This is a genomic window from Epilithonimonas sp. 33E (genome assembly GCF_059372615.1).
Genome location: NZ_CM182009.1, coordinates 912,562 through 933,558, shown reverse-complemented (window position 1 = coordinate 933,558; position 20,997 = coordinate 912,562). Strand labels below are relative to the sequence as shown.

General features: G+C 36.6%; 23 protein-coding genes. 13 read left to right on the top strand and 10 right to left on the bottom strand.

The window, feature by feature from the left end; genetic code table 11:
* Nucleotides 1-65: 65 nt before the first annotated feature.
* On the bottom strand, nucleotides 66-845 hold the full coding sequence (locus AC5P2S_RS04470; RefSeq protein ID WP_283417342.1) for a hypothetical protein: 780 nt from the start codon (nucleotides 843-845) through the stop codon (nucleotides 66-68).
* A gap of 280 nt (nucleotides 846-1,125) precedes the next feature.
* Here AC5P2S_RS04470 and glgP point away from each other — a divergent pair, with 280 nt between their 5' ends.
* Nucleotides 1,126-2,778, top strand: coding sequence for an alpha-glucan family phosphorylase (gene glgP / locus AC5P2S_RS04465; protein ID WP_283417343.1), 1,653 nt, complete (start codon nucleotides 1,126-1,128; stop codon nucleotides 2,776-2,778).
* Nucleotides 2,779-2,878: 100 nt separating this feature from the next.
* Here glgP and aceA read toward each other — a convergent pair whose 3' ends face one another.
* Both aceA and aceB read right to left on the bottom strand, forming a co-directional pair.
* Complete coding sequence (gene aceA, locus AC5P2S_RS04460; protein ID WP_494556368.1) at nucleotides 2,879-4,159, bottom strand: isocitrate lyase; 1,281 nt, start codon at nucleotides 4,157-4,159, stop codon at nucleotides 2,879-2,881.
* A 113-nt stretch (nucleotides 4,160-4,272) separates the two neighbouring features.
* Nucleotides 4,273-5,847, bottom strand: coding sequence for a malate synthase A (gene aceB / locus AC5P2S_RS04455; protein ID WP_494556367.1), 1,575 nt, complete (start codon nucleotides 5,845-5,847; stop codon nucleotides 4,273-4,275).
* A 125-nt stretch (nucleotides 5,848-5,972) separates the two neighbouring features.
* On the opposite strand from aceB, the gene AC5P2S_RS04450 reads away from it, so the two are divergent.
* Nucleotides 5,973-7,448, top strand: a complete 1,476-nt coding sequence (locus AC5P2S_RS04450) for a helix-turn-helix domain-containing protein (protein ID WP_494556366.1) — start codon at nucleotides 5,973-5,975, stop codon at nucleotides 7,446-7,448.
* Nucleotides 7,449-7,452: 4 nt separating this feature from the next.
* Nucleotides 7,453-8,109, top strand: a complete 657-nt coding sequence (locus tag AC5P2S_RS04445) for a ComF family protein (protein WP_494556365.1) — start codon at nucleotides 7,453-7,455, stop codon at nucleotides 8,107-8,109.
* A gap of 65 nt (nucleotides 8,110-8,174) precedes the next feature.
* Here the strand turns inward: AC5P2S_RS04445 and upp are convergent, their stop codons facing one another.
* Entirely contained in the window at nucleotides 8,175-8,825 is a 651-nt protein-coding gene (gene upp, locus AC5P2S_RS04440; RefSeq protein ID WP_494556364.1) for a uracil phosphoribosyltransferase, read from the bottom strand.
* A 79-nt stretch (nucleotides 8,826-8,904) separates the two neighbouring features.
* On the bottom strand, nucleotides 8,905-10,212 hold the full coding sequence (gene der / locus AC5P2S_RS04435) for a ribosome biogenesis GTPase Der (protein WP_494556363.1): 1,308 nt from the start codon (nucleotides 10,210-10,212) through the stop codon (nucleotides 8,905-8,907).
* A gap of 189 nt (nucleotides 10,213-10,401) precedes the next feature.
* Here der and AC5P2S_RS04430 point away from each other — a divergent pair, with 189 nt between their 5' ends.
* The 4 genes from AC5P2S_RS04430 to murA all read left to right on the top strand — a co-directional run bounded on the left by AC5P2S_RS04430 (nucleotide 10,402) and on the right by murA (nucleotide 13,453).
* Nucleotides 10,402-10,860: a heme-binding domain-containing protein gene (locus tag AC5P2S_RS04430; RefSeq protein WP_494556362.1), complete on the top strand. Its 459-nt coding sequence runs from the start codon at nucleotides 10,402-10,404 to the stop codon at nucleotides 10,858-10,860.
* Entirely contained in the window at nucleotides 10,857-11,279 is a 423-nt protein-coding gene (locus AC5P2S_RS04425) for a thiol-disulfide oxidoreductase DCC family protein (protein ID WP_494556361.1), read from the top strand. The genes AC5P2S_RS04430 and AC5P2S_RS04425 overlap by 4 nt, the downstream gene beginning before the upstream one ends.
* 210 nt (nucleotides 11,280-11,489) lie before the next feature.
* Nucleotides 11,490-12,143 carry a DUF4290 domain-containing protein gene (locus AC5P2S_RS04420; protein ID WP_283417351.1) on the top strand — a complete coding sequence of 218 codons (654 nt, stop codon included), beginning with the start codon at nucleotides 11,490-11,492 and terminating at the stop codon, nucleotides 12,141-12,143.
* Entirely contained in the window at nucleotides 12,143-13,453 is a 1,311-nt protein-coding gene (gene murA / locus AC5P2S_RS04415; protein ID WP_283417352.1) for a UDP-N-acetylglucosamine 1-carboxyvinyltransferase, read from the top strand. The genes AC5P2S_RS04420 and murA overlap by 1 nt, the downstream gene beginning before the upstream one ends.
* Before the next feature lie 42 nt (nucleotides 13,454-13,495).
* On the opposite strand, the gene AC5P2S_RS04410 is transcribed toward murA, so the two are convergent.
* From AC5P2S_RS04410 to AC5P2S_RS04395, 4 genes are all read right to left on the bottom strand, one after another.
* Entirely contained in the window at nucleotides 13,496-13,804 is a 309-nt protein-coding gene (locus AC5P2S_RS04410; RefSeq protein ID WP_283417353.1) for an NIL domain-containing protein, read from the bottom strand.
* 18 nt (nucleotides 13,805-13,822) lie between these two features.
* Nucleotides 13,823-14,254 (bottom strand): DUF4395 domain-containing protein, encoded by a 432-nt coding sequence (locus AC5P2S_RS04405; RefSeq protein WP_283417354.1) that lies wholly within the window; start codon nucleotides 14,252-14,254, stop codon nucleotides 13,823-13,825.
* Nucleotides 14,255-14,447: 193 nt separating this feature from the next.
* Nucleotides 14,448-15,092 (bottom strand): YiiX/YebB-like N1pC/P60 family cysteine hydrolase, encoded by a 645-nt coding sequence (locus tag AC5P2S_RS04400; protein ID WP_494556360.1) that lies wholly within the window; start codon nucleotides 15,090-15,092, stop codon nucleotides 14,448-14,450.
* The gene (locus AC5P2S_RS04395) at nucleotides 15,070-15,525 is read right to left on the bottom strand and encodes a DUF1801 domain-containing protein (RefSeq protein WP_494556359.1); all 456 of its coding nucleotides are present in this window, start codon (nucleotides 15,523-15,525) and stop codon (nucleotides 15,070-15,072) included. The genes AC5P2S_RS04400 and AC5P2S_RS04395 overlap by 23 nt, the downstream gene beginning before the upstream one ends.
* A 231-nt stretch (nucleotides 15,526-15,756) precedes the next feature.
* Here AC5P2S_RS04395 and AC5P2S_RS04390 point away from each other — a divergent pair, with 231 nt between their 5' ends.
* The 6 genes from AC5P2S_RS04390 to AC5P2S_RS04365 all read left to right on the top strand — a co-directional run bounded on the left by AC5P2S_RS04390 (nucleotide 15,757) and on the right by AC5P2S_RS04365 (nucleotide 20,571).
* Complete coding sequence (locus AC5P2S_RS04390) at nucleotides 15,757-16,965, top strand: pyridoxal phosphate-dependent aminotransferase (RefSeq protein ID WP_494556358.1); 1,209 nt, start codon at nucleotides 15,757-15,759, stop codon at nucleotides 16,963-16,965.
* A gap of 118 nt (nucleotides 16,966-17,083) precedes the next feature.
* Complete coding sequence (locus AC5P2S_RS04385; RefSeq protein WP_494556357.1) at nucleotides 17,084-17,524, top strand: hypothetical protein; 441 nt, start codon at nucleotides 17,084-17,086, stop codon at nucleotides 17,522-17,524.
* Nucleotides 17,524-18,543, top strand: a complete 1,020-nt coding sequence (gene murB, locus AC5P2S_RS04380; RefSeq protein ID WP_494556356.1) for a UDP-N-acetylmuramate dehydrogenase — start codon at nucleotides 17,524-17,526, stop codon at nucleotides 18,541-18,543. Before AC5P2S_RS04385 ends, murB begins: the two co-directional genes overlap by 1 nt.
* Before the next feature lie 65 nt (nucleotides 18,544-18,608).
* Complete coding sequence (locus AC5P2S_RS04375) at nucleotides 18,609-19,310, top strand: DsbA family oxidoreductase (protein WP_494556355.1); 702 nt, start codon at nucleotides 18,609-18,611, stop codon at nucleotides 19,308-19,310.
* 23 nt (nucleotides 19,311-19,333) lie between these two features.
* Entirely contained in the window at nucleotides 19,334-20,137 is an 804-nt protein-coding gene (gene proC / locus AC5P2S_RS04370) for a pyrroline-5-carboxylate reductase (protein WP_120213514.1), read from the top strand.
* 2 nt (nucleotides 20,138-20,139) lie between these two features.
* Entirely contained in the window at nucleotides 20,140-20,571 is a 432-nt protein-coding gene (locus AC5P2S_RS04365) for a GNAT family N-acetyltransferase (protein ID WP_494556354.1), read from the top strand.
* Here the strand turns inward: AC5P2S_RS04365 and AC5P2S_RS04360 are convergent.
* On the bottom strand, nucleotides 20,552-20,992 hold the full coding sequence (locus AC5P2S_RS04360; protein WP_494556353.1) for a VanZ family protein: 441 nt from the start codon (nucleotides 20,990-20,992) through the stop codon (nucleotides 20,552-20,554). The genes AC5P2S_RS04365 and AC5P2S_RS04360 overlap by 20 nt on opposite strands.
* Nucleotides 20,993-20,997 lie beyond the last annotated feature (5 nt).

The window sequence follows — 20,997 nt, the reverse complement described above, 5'->3', positions numbered from 1 at the left end:
TTTAACCTTTAGTTTAAAACAACTTATATTCTTAATTAAAAAACAAATCTATTGTTTGCCGAAAACTATTTAATCACCATCATCTCACTATAGAGATTCTCAAGATGAAGGATTTTTGTAAAAGGGCTTTTCACTGTTTTGAGTGCTTCCTTCCCATTGATATAGCTGTACCGTGAAGCGATATTATACATATTGGAAACCAGAATAAGCCAACATTCTTTAGTCTTGTGGTTATAGAGCGGATATTTGGAATTTTTCTTTTCAATGATTTCAAGGATTTTATCAGAATGAAGCTCATCAAACAAGGACAGGTTATATTCCAAAAACAAAAGAACGCCTTTCTGATTAGGCGTTCTTCTTATAGATTTAACAAATTTGGTTCTCTTATTATTAGTAATTGCAGATGAGATCTCTTTGATTAACTGTTCCGGCTGCAAATAAAAATCATCCTGAAAATAATCGATATTAAGATGATAAATACCATAGAGACTTTTGTAATCTGACAAAAGATTTTCCACAGTACGAAAAATATGATTAATATAACTTTCTTTTTTTTTGAGCTCGAAGTGGTTGATAATCTCCGAAACTTCTATCCCGATCCGCTTTCCTTTATAATTAATGATAAAATCAGGGCTTTCTCCTGTCAGGTTTTCGATTTCCATTTCTGGATAATGCTGGAACAATGTATTGAGCAGCAGTAATTCGGTTTTTTTCTGGTATTCTTCGCGCTCGTGCAGGTTGGCGTTACCGATAGAATCATACCATTTCACCAGATCATCAGTCTTCTTATTCTTAGAAGCCACACAAATCTCCAGATTTTTATTAAGGTCCTCGCAAAAGATCATAACATTTCTTTTAGAAATTAAACCTGTTCTAAGTTAGTAAATTATTGATTACAAAATAATTATATTAATTAAAATTAATGTTACAAAGTGTAAGATACCTGTAAGAGGTTTTCAGGGAACAAAGTTCATTTTTTTTGCAATGCAATTTTCATTTTGTAATGTGACAACCAAAACACTTGAACCCAGCCTTGTTGCAAGAATCTAGCAAACTGCAGCTCATCCAAAAACTAATTATTATATTTGCAAGCTTATAGACGACCTTAAAATATATATACGAACTATGGATTTCAAAAACTTCAAGATGCCTTACAGCATCAATCCAAGCTACTCCAAAAGAACCGCCTATTTCTCTATGGAATTTGCCATAGACCAGGCGCTCAAGATCTACAGTGGCGGGCTTGGTTTCCTGGCAGGATCTCATATGAGAAGTGCTTATAACTTAAAACAAGATTTCGTGGGAATCGGGATTTTGTGGAAATATGGCTACTATGACCAAAGCCGAAATGCAGATCAAACCCTGAACCCGATCTGGACAAAAAAAATGTACAGCTTTTTGGAAGATACAGGCATCAAATTTCAGATTGAAATTCATAATGCACCAGTTTGGGTAAAAGTCTGGTATCTGAATCCTGAAACTTTCAAAACCTGCCCAATGTTCTTTCTGAGTACAGATGTACCGGAAAACGATCATTTATCAAAAACAATTTCTCATAAATTATACGATGCTAACGAATCCACAAAACTGGCTCAGTACATTCTTCTTGGCAAAGGAGGCGCAAAGCTTTTGGATGAGATGAACTTCGAAAGAGATGTTTACCACCTGAACGAAGCTCATGGTTTACCAGCAGCATTTTACTTATTAAGAAAATATGGTGGAGATCTTGCTAAAGTGAAAGAAAAATTAGTTTTCACTACACACACTCCTGAAGAAGCAGGGAACGAAAAACATAATATCCACCTTTGTCACGATATGTCTTATTTCTGCGGATTAAGCATTGATGAGGTTAAAAATATAGAAGGTGTAAACGACGACCGTTTCAATCACTCGCTTTGCGCATTGAGAATGTCAAGAATTTCCAATGGCGTTTCACAGCTCCATGGTGTGGTTTCCAGAGATATGTGGAGCAAATATCCGGGAATCTGCGAGATCAAATCCATTACTAATGCTCAGGAATTCAAATATTGGGCAGACAAACCCTTATACGATGCCAAGGATGAAAGTGATGATACCCTTTTCGATTACCGCAAGAAACATCTTAAAAAAAGAATGTTTAAAATCGTCGCAGACCAAACAGGAAAATTGTTTGATCCAAATGTATTGACCATTGTTTGGGCAAGACGTTTCGCCGGTTACAAAAGGGCAGATCTTCTTTTAGCTGATAAAGAACGCTTCAGGAAAATGCTGGAAAACAGCAAATATCCGGTTCAGATCATCTGGGCAGGAAAACCTTACCCGATGGATTACGGTGCAATCTCTACTTTCAACAATCTGGTTGAGGAAAGTAAGAATCATAAAAACATGGCAGTTCTTACAGGTTATGAATTATCTTTGAGTAAATCCCTGAAACAAGGCTCTGACATCTGGCTCAACAATCCGAGAGTTCCAAGAGAAGCTTCCGGAACCAGTGGAATGACCGCTTCTATGAACGGTTCTGTGAATCTCTCGACTGATGACGGTTGGATTCCGGAATTTGCAAAACATGGCGAAAATTCTTTCGTCGTTCCAAAGGCAGATTATCACAACTGGCCACAAATCGAACAGGATCAATTTGACCTGAATAATCTTTATGATGTTCTGGAAAACCAAATCATCCCAACGTATTATGAGAACCCGAATCAATGGAGAAAGATTGTACAAACCGCGATGGATGATGTTAAATATCAATTCAACAGCGACAGAATGGCAGATGAATATTACAAATTGATGTACTGATCATTATCTACACAAAATTCAAAACCCTGATTTCAATGAAATCAGGGTTTTTTTGTTGACTATTTCGAAAATTCAACAATTATAATATAGATTATGAGCCTTAATGAAACTGTGCCGTTTCTGTAGAATCTTTCATTGCAACAGTTGCAGATTTTCCGCTGGTAACAATTGTTTGGATCTCATCAAAATAACCTGTCCCAACAAAAGATTGGTGTTTCACAGCACGGAAACCTTTTGACTGAAGCGCAAATTCTCTTTCCTGCAATTCGGAGTAACCGGCCATTCCTCTTTCTTTGTAAGCATAAGCCAGCTCAAACATAGCTGTGTTCAAAGCGTGAAAACCTGCCAATGTTATAAACTGGAATTTGTATCCCATTTTTGCCAACCCTTCACGGAAGTTTTCCATCTCCTCAACTGTCAGTTTTGCAGCCCAGTTAAAAGAAGGTGAACAGTTATAGGCCAGCATTTTGTTTGGAAACTTAGCGTGAATCCCCTCTGCAAATCGTCTTGCATATTCCAAATCCGGATTTGAAGTTTCCATCCAGATCAGATCGGCGTAAGGCGCATAAGACAAACCTCTGTCAATCCCTTGTTCCACACCGTTATTCACAACATAAAAACCTTCCGATGTTCTTTCTCCCGTCACAAATTTTTTATCTCTGTCATCAATATCAGAAGTTAGCAAATCCGCCGCATCAGCATCAGTTCTTGCAACAATCACAGACGGAACACCACAAACATCTGCAGCTAATCTTGCCGCAATCAGTTTATTAATCGCTTCCTGAGTAGGAACCAAAACCTTTCCACCCAAATGTCCGCATTTTTTAGCAGATGATAATTGGTCTTCGAAATGAACGCCAGCCGCACCAGCTTCTATCATTTGTTTCATCAATTCAAAAGCATTCAGGTTGCCGCCAAAACCAGCTTCCGCATCAGCAACAATCGGAACAAGATACTCCTTCTCCCCACCTCCGTTAACCGATTGGATCTGATCCGCTCTCAACAATGCATTATTGATCTTTTTAACTACAGACGGAACCGAATTTGCCGGATAAAGTGACTGGTCCGGATACATCTCTCCGGAAAGATTCGCATCTGCTGCAACCTGCCAGCCTGATAAATAAATTGCTTCCAATCCTGCGTCAACCTCCTGTACAGCCTGATTTCCTGTCAAAGCACCCAATCCGGCGACCCAATCTTGGTTATTCAGTTTATCCCAAAGTTTTTGAGACATTTCGTTGGCAATTGTATAATCCAATTTGTAAGAGCCTCTCAGTTTCAGTACATCTTCTGCCGTGTAAGGTCTTGTAACGCCAATCCATCTGGGATTTGTCAGCCAGTCTTTTTCCAATGCCTGGATCTGTTCTTGTTTTGTTTTCATAATAATATTTGGTGATTTGGTGTGATATGATTTCTAAATTTCAGAAATAAAGATTACTGACTCAAGATTTTAATCCTTGAACCCATAAGTCTTTTTTCTTTTTTCTTTTTTCTTTAAATAAATGGATACGCCTTCACAGTGAGGAATTCTTCAAACTTACCGCAGAATATCAATTCATTGAAAAGCTCCTTCGCAAGATTAAATCTACCTTTAGCATACCGGTCTTCTCCAACGTATTTCTTAATTCTGGAGAGTTCTTCTATTTCCCATTGGAGAACCAGTTCCCTGGTCAATGTTCTTTCATCTTCAAGAACAGCATTATGATGCAGCCATTGCCAGATCTGAGTTCTGGAAATCTCCGCGGTTGCAGCATCTTCCATTAGATCATAAAGAGCTGCTGCACCAACCCCCATCAACCAGGATTCGATATAAAGAATTCCGATGTTGATGTTTTTTCTAACGCCATTTTCAGTAATTGTTCCGGCAGGAACTTCGAGTAATTCGGATTCTTTTATTTTGTGGTCAAACTTTTTATCGATCTGATTTTTTCCCGGCATATATTGGTCAAAAATCTCCTTCGCCACAGAAACCAAAGCCGGATGCGCAACCCACGTTCCGTCGTGACCATTCCGAACTTCCCGTTCTTTATCATTTCTTACTTTCTCAAAAGCCAATTCATTAGCTTCATCATCATTTTTTACAGGAATCTGCGCTGCCATTCCGCCCATTGCATGGACATTTCTTTTGTGGCAAACCTCAATCACTCTTTTGGAATAAGCACTCATAAAAGATGAAGTCATCGTCACCTGGTCTCTATCAGGAACTAAAAACTGAGCTTGATTTCTGAATTTCTTGATATAAGAAAATATATAATCCCAGCGTCCGCAGTTAAGCCCGGAACTGTGGTTCTTCAGCTCGAAAAGAATCTCGTCCAGCTGGAAAGAAGCAGTGATTGTTTCAATCAGAACAGTTGCTTTGATTGTCCCCTGCGGAATTTCCAGGTAATTCTGAGCAAAAATGAAAACATCATTCCACCAACGAGCTTCTTTGTAATGTTCTAATTTTGGAAGATAAAAATAAGGCGCTGTTCCTTTTTCAATTAAAGCTCTAGCATTTCTAAAAAAATAAATCCCAAAATCTATCAAAGAACCCGATGTGTTTTCGCCCTCAATTTCAATATTTTTTTCTGATAGATGCAAACCTCGCGGACGTACAATCAATGTTGCAATCTCATTATTCAGTTGGTAAGATTTGCCTTGTTCATTAGTAAAATCAATATTTCTATTAATAGCATCCGTTAGATTGATTTGACCTTGAATGCAATTTTCCCAAGTCGGAGAATTGCTGTCTTCAAAATCTGCCATAAAAGCATTAGCTCCGGAATTAAGTGCATTGACAATCATTTTCCTGTCAACCGGACCTGTGATTTCCACTCTCCTGTCTAAAAGATCTTCAGGAATCTCTGAGCACGTCCATTCTCCGTTTCGGATATGGATTGTTTCTGATGGAAAAGATGGCAACTCACCCGAATCAAATTTCAATTGTGTTTTTTTTCTTTCTTCCAAGAGTTCAATTCTTGTGTGATTAAAATTCTTATGAAGTTTAATTAAAAAATCCATTAATTCATCAGTAAAAACCTCTTGGAATCTGGAATCCGGAAAAATTTTTAGTTGGCTCATCGTTTCCATAATTAAAATATTTTGTGATTTGGTTGAACAAATATATAAAAAGATTTTCACAATTAGCGAACGTTCGCTAATTTTTAATAAAAATTATTATGCGGATAATCGCTTTAATATTTATCTTTGATTCTATGATTGCAGAGAGTGACTATATACGCGTGGTTTTCGGACTAAAACTGAAACAACAGAGACAGAAAAAAAACTGGTCCCTGCAAGACCTTGCAAACAAAACCAGACTTTCCAAATCCTACCTCAACGAAATAGAAAATGGGAAAAAGTATCCGAAGCATGACAAAATCATTCAGCTTTCGGAAGCTCTGAATTGTACTTTTGATGATTTGGTTTCCACCAAGCTGGACAAAAGTCTGACACCAATCAATGATGTTCTGCAATCTGATTTTTTCAAGGAAATCCCATTGGATTTATTCGGAATCAACAAGAATAACCTCATCAGTATCATCAGCGATGCACCGAAAAAAGTAACGGCATTTATTAATGCATTAATCGAGATTTCTCAGAATTACAACTTAGGAAAAGAGCGGTTTTATTTTGCCGTGATGCGTTCTTTTCAGGAATTATATGATAATTATTTTCCCGAAGTTGAGGAAAAAGCGATTCAGTTTGCAAATGAAAATCAACTGGAGCTCAATAAAAACCTCAAAATCGAAATTCTTGAAAGCCTTCTGAAAGAGAAATTCGGTTACAACATCCAGTCAAAGGATTTTTCGGACGATTATGCTTTGAATCAACTTCGTTCACTTTATATTCCGGAAAAAAAATTATTGCTTTTGAATGATCGATTGGACACTAATCAAAAAACCTTTATCCTCGCAAAAGAAATTGGCTTCAATGTTTTGAAACTGAATCCAAGACCCAATACTTATTCTTGGCTGGACTTTGGAAGTTTTGAAGAAATACTCAATAATTTTTACGCTTCTTATTTTGCAGGATGTTTTTTAATTTCGAAAAAAGAACTGATTGAAAAAACCTCCGATTTCTTTGACGAAAAACAATGGAAATCCCAGCATTTCGAAGCATTAATCAACCATTTTACAGATTCGCCGGAAACATTTTATTACAGATTAACCAATGTTCTGACCTCAGAATTTGGAATCAAAGATTTGTTTTACTTATGTTTTGTAAAAAAAGATGATTCTGACAAAATCCAGATTTTGAAAGAACTCCATCTCAATCATCAGCAGGCACCACATTCCAATGCAACCAACGAACATTACTGCAGACGATGGATTGCTGTGAAAAACCTGCATCATCTCAAGGAAAACGAAACAATGACTGACGCGCAGATTTCACACTATAAAGATCAGGGCGTGAGTTATCTTGTAATTTCCACTTCACAAAAAAATCCTTTTTCTGACGGAAGCAACAGAAGTTATTGCCTGGGAATATTGCTCAATAATCAAACATTCAAAAAAATCAATTTCGCCAAATCCGCATCTTTGAAAACCATTGAAGTTGGTGTGACCTGCGAAAGCTGCAGTATTTTGAATTGCGAAGTAAGACAAGCGCAGCCTGTAAGACTGGAAAAGGAACAATTCAACCTCGATATGAAAAAGTCGATTGAGAAAATCAGAAAATCATTAATTTAGAACAATGATTTTTGATTTTCTTTTCCCGAATCGTTGCCTGGATTGCAATCAGTTGATTGATAAGCAGGATGTGGTTTGCGAATTATGCTTGGACAAAATCAACTTTTCAAATCATAATTATTTCGGAAATAATTCCCTGATGGACAAAGCATCATTACAAATTCCCGTAGAAAACGCCTACTCACTTCTATTTTATGAAAAAGAAAGTCTGGCACAAAGAATCATTCATCAGCTTAAATATAATCATCGGGAAAAAATTGGAAAAGTCTTGGCCAAATGGATCACTGAAAGAATTAATTTTAGGGATAACAAACCGGATTTGCTCGTAACAGTTCCGCTTCATTATAAGAAACTGAAACAACGTGGTTATAATCAGCTTCATCTATTCGGAAACGAATTGTCGAAGTATTATCAGATTCCTGTCAATCATACTTTATTAAAAAGGACAAAACATTCCCGTGCACAAGCTAAGAAAAATCAAACCGAAAGACTGAAAACAAAAAATGCTTACCAATTGACTGAAAATATCAATGATAAGCATATTCTTTTGATCGATGATGTTTACACCACAGGAAACACAATATCGAATATCGCGTGGGAGATTCTCAATAATTCCAAGAATGTAAAAATCAGTATTTTGGTAATGGCGATGGACGTTTGATCAGTTATGAATTATAAGTTATGAGTTTTTCGAATCATTCATAATTCATAACTAGTAACTCATAATTATCTTTGAAGTTTTTCGCCGTAAGACAAATCGCCTGCATCACCCAAACCCGGTGTGATATAACCTTTTGAAGTCAGACTTTCGTCCAAAGCGCCAACCCAAACTTTCGCATCCGGATAAGCATTCCGAATCGTCTCAACTCCTTGTCTGCTTGCGATGGCTGCAACAATATGAATGGAAGTCGGTTTTCCGTTGGTCAACAAATCTTTAATCGCTTCAATCAGAGATGCGCCGGTTGCAAGCATCGGATCTGCTACAATAAGCGGGCGACCGTCTAATTTCGGACAAGTCAGATAATCTTGTTTGATAGAGAAATAATCGTTAGCATCGTGTTTTCTGTAAGCTGCAACAAATCCGCAATCCGCTTTATCAAAATAATTCAAAATCCCTTGAAACAAAGGAACTCCGGCTCTAAGAATAGTTGTGATAACAGGTTGTGTTTGGATTTCTTTAACTCTGATTGTATCAAGAGGCGTTGTGATTTCGATTTCTTTCTGATCGAGTGTTTTACTGATTTCGAAAGCTGCAATTTCTCCGATTCTTTCCATATTTCTACGGAATTTCATTCGGTCATTTTGAACTTCGACATTTCTAAGGTCGTTGATCCAGGAATTAACAAGTGAAAATTGATCTGATAATATTGTAAGCATTAGTTATTGCGATTTTTAATAAATATTTAAAATTAATAAAAAAACCCTTTCAGAACCTAAGCTCTGAAAGGGTTGAAAATTATTTTTGTCTGAAATAAACTTCGATTGGAACACCTGTAAAACCAAACTCTTTCCTAAGCTGGTTTTCGGTAAAACGTTTGTATGGCTCTTTCACATATTGCGGAAGATTACAGAAAAATACGAATTGTGGCGATGGCGTTGGCAATTGCACACAGTATTTGATTTTAATATATTTCCCTTTGATTGCCGGTGGCGGCGTTCCTTCAAAAATAGGAAGCATCACTTCATTCAATTTAGAAGTTTTGATTTTTTTCTTACGGTCTTCATAAACCTGCATTGCCACCTCAACAGCTTTCAGAATTCTTTGTTTTGTCAAAGCAGAAACGAATAAAATTGGAACATCATTGAACTGACCGATTTTATGTTTGATTGCCGCTTCGAAATCACGCATTGTGTTAGTTTCTTTTTCAACCAAATCCCATTTGTTCACCAGAATAACAATACCTTTTCTGTTCTTTTGAGCCAAACCGAAAATGTTCATATCCTGAGATTCCCAACCTAAAGTTGCATCTACCATAATGATCACAACATCGGAATATTCGATAGAACGAATGGAACGCATCACGGAATAAAATTCCAAATCCTCGTTAACCTTAGATTTTCTTCTCATTCCGGCTGTATCCACCAACACAAACTCGTGCCCGAATTTGTTATATAAAGTCTGGATACTGTCTCTTGTTGTCCCGGCAATATCGGTAACGATGTTTCTCTCAACATCCAACAAAGCGTTTGTCAACGTCGATTTTCCAACATTCGGACGACCTGCGATCGTGATTTTTGGTAATCCTTCGAACGGATCCTTGTAATCTGTCGTCGGGAAATCGTTGACAACCTGATCTAGTAATTCGCCGGTTCCGGAACCCGTTGCAGAAGACAATGTAAAATATTTTTCAACACCTAACTGGTAAAACTCGGTGGCTGGCAATTCTTCTTTGGAAGAATCTACTTTGTTTACCACCAAATAAACCGGCTTGTTGGATTTTCTTAATAATTCGAAGATTTCCTGATCTGTATCGGTAAGACCTTCTTCCACATTCACCATAAAAATGATGGAAGTAGCTTCGTCTACCGCCAACTGAACCTGTTTGCGAATCTCCTGCTCGAAGATATCGTCTGTTCCGACATCATAACCGCCTGTGTCGATTACTGTGAAGTCCACACCATTCCAATCGGATTTTCCGTAATGACGGTCACGAGTAACGCCGGCTGTAGAATCAACAATAGCTTCTCTTCTTTCTAATAATCGGTTAAATAATGTGGATTTTCCTACGTTAGGGCGCCCAACGATAGCGACAATGTTTGACATAAATTTGTTTAATAATAAGATTATTAATGGGTTACTCTTACTTTAAGAGCCCAAAATTTTTGCAAAGATACGAATTTAGAAACAAGGTTAGAGCTTGAAGTTGCAAAGTCCTGAATTTAAATGAATAATGATTTCTCAAACTACAAAGTATTTTGGAAAGCTTTTTGTAATTTTATTGAAAATCAAACTATGAAAAAAATATTAATTATCCTTTTAGCAGCTTTTATTATGATTCAGTTTTTTCCGATTGATAAAACCAATCCTGCAACCAATGAAGGAATGGACTTTTTGAAAATCAAAAATACACCCGAACCGATTGCAAAAATGATTCGAAACTCCTGTTACGACTGTCATTCCAATGAAACTAAATATCCATTTTACAGTAACATCCAGCCTGTTGCATGGCTACTGAAAAATCATATCGATGAAGGCAGAAAAGAGCTTAATTTTTCAACTTTTGCAACGTATGAACCGAAAAGACAAGCGCACAAACTGGAAGAGGCTGCCGAAAATGTGGAACAAAGCAAAATGCCTCTGGAAAGTTATCTGCTGGGGCATTCTAATGCAAAATTGACCGATGCACAAAGAAAAGAATTGGCGCAATATTTTAGGAAAATACAGAAAGAAACAGAAACCAATCCGTTATGACAACAGAAGTCTCAGCCAGTTTTAAAGATAAATATATTGTTTTTTATGATGGAGAATGCGGATTTTGCAATCATTGGGTACAATGGATTCTGGAAAAGGATAAAAATGATAAATTTCTATTTGCTTCTCTTCAATCTGAGTTTGGACAAAAATTTTTAAACGAAAGAAATCTTCCGAACCAGATTTTCGACACACTTTATCTTTGGAAACCGCAGAGTTTTTATCTTACAAAATATAAGGCTGTTTTGAAAATCGCAACTGAGATTGGTGGAATCTACTCTTTGGCCGCCATTGGAAAAGTGATTCCTGATTTTTTAGGCAATCAGTTTTACAGTTTGATTTCCCGAAACCGGAAAAAGCTGGCCGCTAATCAGTGTTTTTTGCCAAATGCTGAACAACGGAAAAAATTCCTGAATTGAAAACGCGTAAGTGATTGCAACGGCATCCTTTTTCTAAATTTGGGAAAAGCTTTGGCAGAAAAAGATAGAGTGGAAAGCACGACCCACTTGTTTTTTAGCTTTGGAATTGGTGCAGGAAAAACAAAGGGATACGCCCAAATCTTTTTTTGTTTTTGGTAAAATCTGAAAATAAAATCTTTTCTGATTTTATATTTTTATATTTGCAATATTATGGAATATAATACCGACAGAACACAGCTACTAATGCCTGAGTATGGGCGCAATATACAACAGCTCGTAGAACATTGTAAAACGCTACAAACCAAAGAGGAAAGAAATGAAATGGCGCTTGCAATTGTTGAGTTTATGGGGCAAAGAAACCCGCATCTTCGCGATGAAGAAAATTACAAACATAAACTTTGGGATCACTTATTCATTCTTGCTAACCACGACCTGGATGTAGATTCACCATATCCGATTGTATCGGCGGAAGATCTGATCACTAAACCAAGAAAAATGGATTATCCTTCTTTGGATAACGATTATAAATTTTACGGAAAAAGCATTTTACAATTGATTGAAAAAGCGATTGCCCTGGAAGAAGGTGATGAAAAAGACGCTCTGATCCAGGTGATTGCCAACAATATGAAAAAATCCTATAATGTCTATAACAAAGAGCATGTGCAGGATGATGTCATTTTCCGTCATTTGAAAGAGTTATCAGAGAACAGACTGGATCTTACAGGGTTGGATACGCTGGACAAGAGCAAAATCTATTACGCCACTAACAGAAACAACAACAGAAATCAAAATAACAGAAACCAAAATAATAACAATAATAAAAGGAAAAATAACTTCCAAAACCATAAAAATAAAAGAAGATAATGAGCGGAGCTTTCGAAATAAGAGGTGGAAAAAGATTGAGCGGAGAAATTACGCCTCAGGGTGCGAAGAATGAAGCTTTGCAGATTCTTTGTGCTGTTCTCTTGACTGAGGACGAAGTGAGAATCACCAATATTCCTGACATCAAAGATGTTAATAAACTGATTGAGATTCTTCAGGATTTCAACGTGAAAGTAACCAAAAATGGAAAAGGCGATTATACTTTCAAAGCTGACGAAGTTAATTTTGATTATATCAAATCTAAAGAATTCAAAAAAGACGGCGCAAAACTGAGAGGTTCTGTGATGATCCTTGGTCCAATGTTGGCGAGATTTGGTGAAGCCTATTTGCCAACGCCTGGTGGAGATAAAATCGGAAGAAGACGTCTGGATACGCATTTCCAAGGTTTTGTGGAATTGGGCGCAGAGTTTTCTTATGATGAGGAAGAAGCTTTCTACTCTTTAACAGCTAAAGAACTTAACGGAAAATTCATTCTGCTAGAAGAAGCCTCTGTTACAGGAACTGCGAATATTGTAATGGCTGCTGTTTTAGCAAAAGGAAAAACCAGAATCTACAATGCTGCCTGCGAACCTTACTTACAGCAATTATGTAAAATGCTGAACAGAATGGGTGCTAATATTACCGGCATTGGTTCCAATCTTTTAACTATTGAAGGTGTGGATAAGCTACACGGAACTGAACATACAATGCTGCCGGATATGGTGGAAATCGGTTCCTGGATTGGATTGGCAGCCATGACAAAATCCGAGATCACTATTAAAAATGTTAATTGGAATCAGCTTGGCGTTATTCCCAATACATTCAGAAAATTAGGAATCGAACTGGAACAAAGAGGTGATGATATCTACATCCCTTCTCAGGAAAATTATAAAGTTCAAAAATTTATCGATGGGTCTATCTTAACGGTTTCCGACGCGCCTTGGCCGGGATTCACTCCGGATTTGTTATCTATTATTCTGGTCGTTGCAACGCAGGCAAAAGGTTCTGTTTTGATTCATCAGAAAATGTTCGAAAGCAGGTTGTTCTTCGTTGATAAACTTATCGATATGGGGGCTCAAATTATCCTTTGTGATCCGCACAGGGCAACTGTAATTGGAATGAATCAAGAAACGCCTTTGAGAGGAACAACAATGGTTTCGCCGGATATCAGAGCCGGAAATGCTCTATTGATCGCTGCACTTTCTGCTGAAGGAAAATCGGTCATCCAAAACATCGAACAAATCGATCGTGGTTATGAAAACATCGACGAAAGACTAAGAGCAATTGGTGCTGATATCAGAAGAATTGATTAATAATAATTCAATTAATTATTATAAAAATAAAAAAGGAAGCTTTTATGAAGCTTCCTTTTTTTGCAGAACATCGATCTTGCTGCTCAACAATTTGTATTGCGCCAGATAGTTTTCAATCTTAATTATTTCTTCCTGAGTGATTTTCAACAAGAGTTTAACATTCCCGAAATTATTCCCATTCAGATATTCGATGTGTGCATTCACAATTTTGTAACTGATGTTATAATGGTTGTAAATCGTATAAAGTAGAATATCAAATCTTATCTTCCCATTCAGCTCTATTTCCAGAATGATCTCTTTTTTCGGCGTTGCGAAAAAAGCGTTATTTGTAGTTTCTTGTTTGTAAATCATAGTAATATTTTTGGTGGATTATTTAATTTTATTTTGGATCGGAACAACGACAACCTGATAGATGTAACAGCCGACACAGATCTTGAAAAAGCTCTCCAGGCCGGCCAATATCATCAGTACAACTCCTAATGCGAGAGCTGCGTCATAAAAACCGTTAATTGTCAATAGGAAAATCAGCAATGTGAAAACCGTTCCTAATGTTGCTGCAAATCTCTTTGGTGCTGCAAAAATCGGTTTACGCTTGATATTCAGTATTTTTAAAATAAATTTTGAAAAAAGAGCTAAAGGAGAAATCGATAATCCTAAAGCTCTCAATACAAAATCAAAAACTAAAAGCAAAACCAGAAAAGACCATTTGAAAAATAAGGATACAGCGATGATCACGATCACCAGAAACGCAGTTAATCTCACCACGTTCTCATCCGTATAATATTTGTTGGTCTTATCCATATAATTTCAAATTTTAAATAATAAAGCTCTACCGGTAAGGCAGAGCTTTCACACATTCTCTCCTACCAAATGTCTATTTGGGATTGCACATCATGATATGAGAGAATATGCTTATCATTTAATTCTAAATCTATTGCAAATATAGAAATTATTTAATTCCCACCAAATAAGTATGAATTAAATTTAAAAAAAATTATTTCAACTCTCCTACTTTGTAAACTTTGTTGGATGCAGCAAGACCATTGGGATTACATCCAGGTTCACCTTCAGGAACTTTTAGGTTTTTGTCGTGATAAAACTTTTCCCAGAAAGCATTAGTCTTTCCTGTTTTAGGGTCAACGAAGGTCATTGGTTCCAATTGGAAGATCTGATTATCCCGGAATGCTCTTTCTACAAAATCTGAGCAATAAAAAGAGTTATCGTCCAAAATATAATTGAAATTATAAGGCTTTCCAACCAAAGTCTCAGCTTTGGAGACAGAAGTAGGAATAGATGACCGGAATTCGGACTTCAGCCGGTAAACATCGATAGTCTGCCCGGATTTGGTTTGTTCTTTCAAAAAATGACTGAGTTTTTGTTTTTGTGAACCACCTTTTGGCGAAGCGTGAAGCACATACAGATGATGTTCTTCTTTTTTCACAATTCCGATGTGATCATACGATGTTTTCTTTTCTGTCTGAGTAACATTGTTAATCGCTCCGGATAACCCGGAATCCGCAGCAGGAACAAAAAGTAAATCACCGTTTTCCAAAATCGAAGTATTGTAAGTTTTGCAGCTTGTTAAAAAAAACAGTGCAAAAATACAGCAAAGTAAATTACTTTTTAAAATTTTTCTCATAAGATTCAATCCATTGATCCACAGTGATTTTCGAACACAACTCGCCCATTAATTCGAATGGAATATCTTCCATCTTTTTGAAACGGATACAGGATTTGCCCATATCCAATTTCTTTTTGGAATGTTTTGGAAACTCTCCTACAAACCAATCCAAAAGTTTTGGATCCGCATAAATGCCCATATGATAAAACGCTACAAAATTCTTTTGAGAAGCCACACTGATGAAAGGAAGCGGTGTATTTTTCGCACAATGATAACCTGCAGGATAAGTTTCCAAAGGAACACACCAGGTGGCCATTCCGTACTGCATTGTCTGCTGAAAACCTTTTGGAAGATTACTGTCAACAGTTTCCAATAACTTTCTAAAAGCATCTCGTCTTTCCTCAGGAATCTGAGAAATATATTCTTCTATGGTATCAACAAAAATCTGCATATGATTATTTATTAAAGTTTATCGCAAAGTCACAAAAAACGAGTTAAAATTCAATTATTATTAAGTCACAAAGCTTTCATTAATGAAAAAAATCGGCGACTTAAAAAATACGATAATTGATAAAATCCAGCGCCTTTGTGATTAAATAAAATCCAATTATTTCAAATCAAAAGTACTAATTTTTTTGTTGAAAAATTAAAGCTTATTTTTGTACTCCAAAGTCAAGAAACAATGCCGAAAATATCGCAAAGAGCACAGCATATGCCTGCATCTCCCGTTAGAAAATTAGTCCCTTTTGCCACTGCAGCTAAACAGAAAGGAATCAAAGTTTATCATCTTAACATTGGTCAGCCGGATATCGAAACACCGGAAACTGCTTTGAATGCTGTAAAGAATATCGACCTCAAAGTTCTGGAATATGCCTTATCAGAAGGTAATATAGAGTACAGAAAAGCTTTGACCGACTATTATCATTCTTTAGGATTTACAGATCTAACACCTGATAATTTTATTGTAACCAACGGTGGTTCGGAAGCTTTGAATTTTGCAATTTCCACGCTTTGCGATGACGGAGACGAGATCATTATTCCGGAACCCTATTATGCGAACTATAATGGATTCGCCGGAACTTTCAATATTAACGTTGTAGCAGTTCCTTCCACTATTGATACAGGATTTGCTTTGCCTTCAATTGAAGAATTTGAGAAAAAAATCACGGATAAGACCAGAGCCATTGTCGTTTGTAACCCCGGAAATCCGACTGGTTACCTCTATTCAAGAGAAGAACTTCAAAAGCTGGCCGAGATTGCAAAGAAACACGACATCGTGATCATTTCGGACGAGGTTTACAGGGAATATGTTTACGACGGCGAAAAACAGATCTCGATGTTAGAATTCCCGGAAGTTGCGGAAAACGTTATCGTTATTGATTCCGAATCAAAAAGATATTCGATGTGTGGGGCGAGAATCGGTTGTATGATCACCCGTTCCAAGAAAATCCACGATGCTGCCATTCTTTTTGCACAGGCCAGATTGAGTCCTGTTCTTTTAGGTCAGATTGCAGCCACAGCTGCTCACAAAAATGATGCAGAATATATTGCCAAAGTAAGGGAAGAATACACCAGCCGAAGAAATCTTTTGGTAGAACTGTTGAATGAAATTCCCGGCGTGATTTGTCCAAAACCAAAAGGTGCTTTCTATTGTGGTGTAGAATTACCGGTTGATGATTCTGACAAATTCGCTCAGTGGCTTCTGGAAAGCTATTCCAACAACAACGAAACCGTTATGGTTGCGCCAATGGGAGGATTTTACAGCAATCCGGAATTGGGTAAAAAGCAGGTAAGAATCGCTTATGTCCTGAAGCAGGAAGACCTTAAAAGAAGTGTTGAGCTTCTGAAAGATGCCATTGAAAAATACAGAGCTGAGTTTGGTTTGAATTAATTTCAATTCCAAATTCTTCGTCAAAGCCACATAGAAAAAATAGTTTTAAAATCTCTTAAAATTAAAATTTCTATGTGGTTTTATCATTAAATTTACATCAATCTTAAAATTAATCATGATGAAAATATTAAAAATCGGGTTTATACTTTCTGTCCTTGCAATGCTTCTGATCAATTGCAAAACTTCTGCACAGAAAACAAATATAACATCAGTTTCGTATACGCACACAGCCGGAAGAGGCGGCCGCTCTTTCATCAATGCAACCAAAGATTCCCTGGAATCGAATAAAACCGGTGGAAGATTTGAAGATTACCCTGTCTTCAAAAAGAAAATCAATCAAAAAGATTGGGACAAAATTGTTGCAGACATCAACATTTCTCTTTTGGAAAAAACCAAAAACGGAAAAGCACGCGGCCATTATGATGGTCCGGATGACATTTTCCGAATCACAACAACTGATAAAGAGTATGAATTAATCAACGTCCCGGAAGGTTCCGAAGGTTATAAACAAATCGAAACCCTTAAAAATAATCTCGAAAATCTTCTTAAAAAATATTAATGTCAATCCAAGAAAACGTTTCTTTAAAACCATACAACACATTCGGAGTTGAGGTTTCAGCCCGATATTTTTCAGAAGTTAATTCTGCCGAGGAATTGATTGAAATAATCAAATTCTCAAAAGCTAAAAAACTCTCGAATCTTTTCTTAGGCGGTGGAAGCAACATTCTTCTCACAAAGGACTTTGACGGACTAGTCATCAGGCTTAATCTGAAAGGCATTACTGAAAAAATCATTGATGACAATCAGGTTTTGGTGATTGCAAAAGCTGGGGAAAACTGGCATCAGTTCGTGATGTATTGTTTAGATAAGAATTATGGCGGGCTGGAAAATCTGTCCTTAATTCCAGGAAATGTGGGAACATCGCCGATGCAGAATATTGGCGCTTACGGAACCGAAATCAAAGATGTTTTTGAAAGTTGTAAAGTCTTGAATCTTGAAACTTTGGAATTAGAAACCTTAAACTCTGGACAATGTCAATTCGGTTACAGAGATTCGATTTTCAAACAGGAAGGAAAAGGGAAATACGTCATTTTGGAAGTAACTTTCCGATTGACCAGAAAAGACCACAAAATTGATGTGGAATATGGTGCAATCCAGTCGGAACTTACAAAAATGGGAATCAGTAACCCAACGATTCAGGATGTTTCCAAAGCTGTAATTAATATCAGACAAAGCAAATTACCTGACCCAAAAGTCATTGGAAATGCAGGAAGTTTCTTTAAAAACCCAACAATTTCTGCTTCACAATTCGAAAATTTAAAACAAAAATTCGAAAATATCCCTGGCTATCCGAATGGTGATTTTGTGAAAGTCCCTGCAGGCTGGCTAATAGAACAAGCCGGTTGGAAAGGCAAAAAAATCGGAAATGTAGCTTCCAACCAACTACAGGCTTTGGTTATTATCAATGCAACAGGAAATTCAACCGGACAAGAGATTTTTGATTTTTCCGCGATGATTATTGATTCAGTAAAGGAGAAATTTGGAATTGAATTGGAACGGGAAGTCAATATTATTTAGTTGAAGGTTTCTGGTTGATAATTGATGGTATTTATGATTCTGAAAAATATTTAAAATAAGAAAAAATGAAAGTAGATATCTGGAGCGATACGCGTTGTCCGTTTTGTTTTATTGGAAAAAAGAATTTTGAAAAAGCCCTTCGGAAGTTTGTTCAGAATGATCAGGTTGAAGTCAATTGGCATTCGTTTCAACTGGATCCGAATATGAAAACGGATCTGTCCAAAAATCATTACGAATATCTTTCCGAAATCAAAGGTTTTCCGATGCCTCAAATAATGCAGATGCACGAGAATCTGATCCAAACAGGAAAAAATGCCGGCATTGATTTTAATTTTGATGAAGTGAAAGTTTCCAACTCTTTCAAAAGTCAAATGCTGGTTCAATTGGCCAAAGAAAAAGGAAAAGCAAATGAAATGGAAGAATTGCTTTTCGAAGCTTATTTCATTTCAGGAAAAGATATTGACGATGTTGCTGTTCTTTGTGAAATTGGAGAAAAACTAGGCTTCACTGAAGAGGAAATCCAAAAAGCTGTTGAATCTCCCCATTTAGCAAACCTGGTTAATCAAGATATTTCCGCAGCCAATTCTATGGGAATAAGAGGTGTTCCGTTTTTTGTTTTCAATGAAAAATATGGTGTTTCCGGAGCACAACCAACGGATTTGTTTTCGGAAGTCCTGGAAAAAAGCTGGGCAGAGTTTTCTGAAAATAATTCAAAAATCAATATCATCAACGAAGGCGATTCTTGCGAAATCGACGGGAATTGTTAAAATTTAAAACCTAAAAAACACCAATGAAAATTGCAGTCTTAGGAGCAGGAAATATGGGTTTATCATTTTCCAGATCATTTTTGAAATATGAACTGATAAAACCTCAGAACCTGCATCTGATTACAAGAAATCAAAATAAAAAGGAGAAAATAAAATCGATTTTTCCGAATTCTGAAATTTCGTCTTTTGATGAAGTTGAAAATCTAGAAGCAGACTTGATTATTATTGCTGTGAAACCTCAGGATTTTAGTTATGTCGCAGAAAATTTATCTTTCAATATACCCGAAAAATCAATGGTTTTATCAATAATGGCAGGGATCTCGATTGAAAAAATCCAGAAACTGCTCAACCATCAATCCGTCGTAAGAGCAATGCCCAATTCGCCCACTCTTCTTGGAATGGGAATCACAGGTTATACTGCTGCAGAAGGAATTTCTTTCTCCGAATTGATGAACGTTGAACGATTATTAAACTCCACAGGACGTTCTGTTTATCTGGAAGACGAAAGTCTTCTGAATGGCGTAACAGCTCTTTCCGGAAGCGGGCCAGCTTATTTCTATTACATCATCGATGCAATGATAAAAGCCGGAACGGAAATGGGAATCGATGAAAACCTTTCGAAATTATTCGTTAAGCAGACAATGCTGGGCGCTTATCATCTTATTAATAATTCTGATAAATCTTTGGAAGAACTCATAAAAGATGTTGCTTCAAAAGGCGGAACAACAGAAGCCGCCCTTAAAACTTTCGAAGAAAATCAATTGAAATCTATTCTCAAAAACGGAATTTTAGCCGCAGAAAACAGAGCCAAAGAATTAAATTCATAACAATGTATAACCAGCAAGACTTTTATATCTCTACCGACAAATCCAAAATGGATATTGATATAATTCATCAATATCTGTCAGAAGAATCCTATTGGGCAAAAGGAATTCCGAGAGATATTGTCGAAAAATCAGTTTCCAATGCTTTCTGTTTCGGTGTGTTTTACAAAGACAAGCTGGTTGGATTTGCAAAAGTGATTACGGATTTTACGACAATTGCTTATTTGGGCGATGTTTTTATTTTGAATGACTATCGTGGACTTGGCCTGTCAAAATTATTAATGAAAAACATTATGAATCATCCGGAATTACAAGGTTTGAGAAGGTGGATTCTTTTAACTGCTGATGCACACGAACTTTATAAAAAATTTGGTTGGAATAATATCAAAGATCCGGCAAGATGGATGGAAGTTCATACTAAGAATCCTTACCAATAAACCTTCTGTTCAACCATTGATATATCCAGAATCCTGTTGCCATACCAATTGTATTCAGAATAATATCATCAATATCGAAAATGCCTAGTCTTGTGAAATACTGAAGGCTTTCCACAATGGTAATTGCTGAAAGAAAATGAATAATCAGGTTTTTGAAATCATTAAGTTTTGGAAATATAATTCCTAAAAACCCAAACGGGACAAACATCAGGATATTACCGAAGATATTAATGATAATTGTTTTCCAAAGAATCGTCTGCTCAACAAAACCAGCTGTTGAAAACATAGGAATCATCCTTACAATATTGATATCATACTGGCTTCTGCCAAATCCGAAAAACATCAGATAAAGCAAAAAAAGGATATAAATCGGAATCAAAATTCTGTAAACTTTCCGGAATAAAAGCCAGTAATTTTCCATTTTCA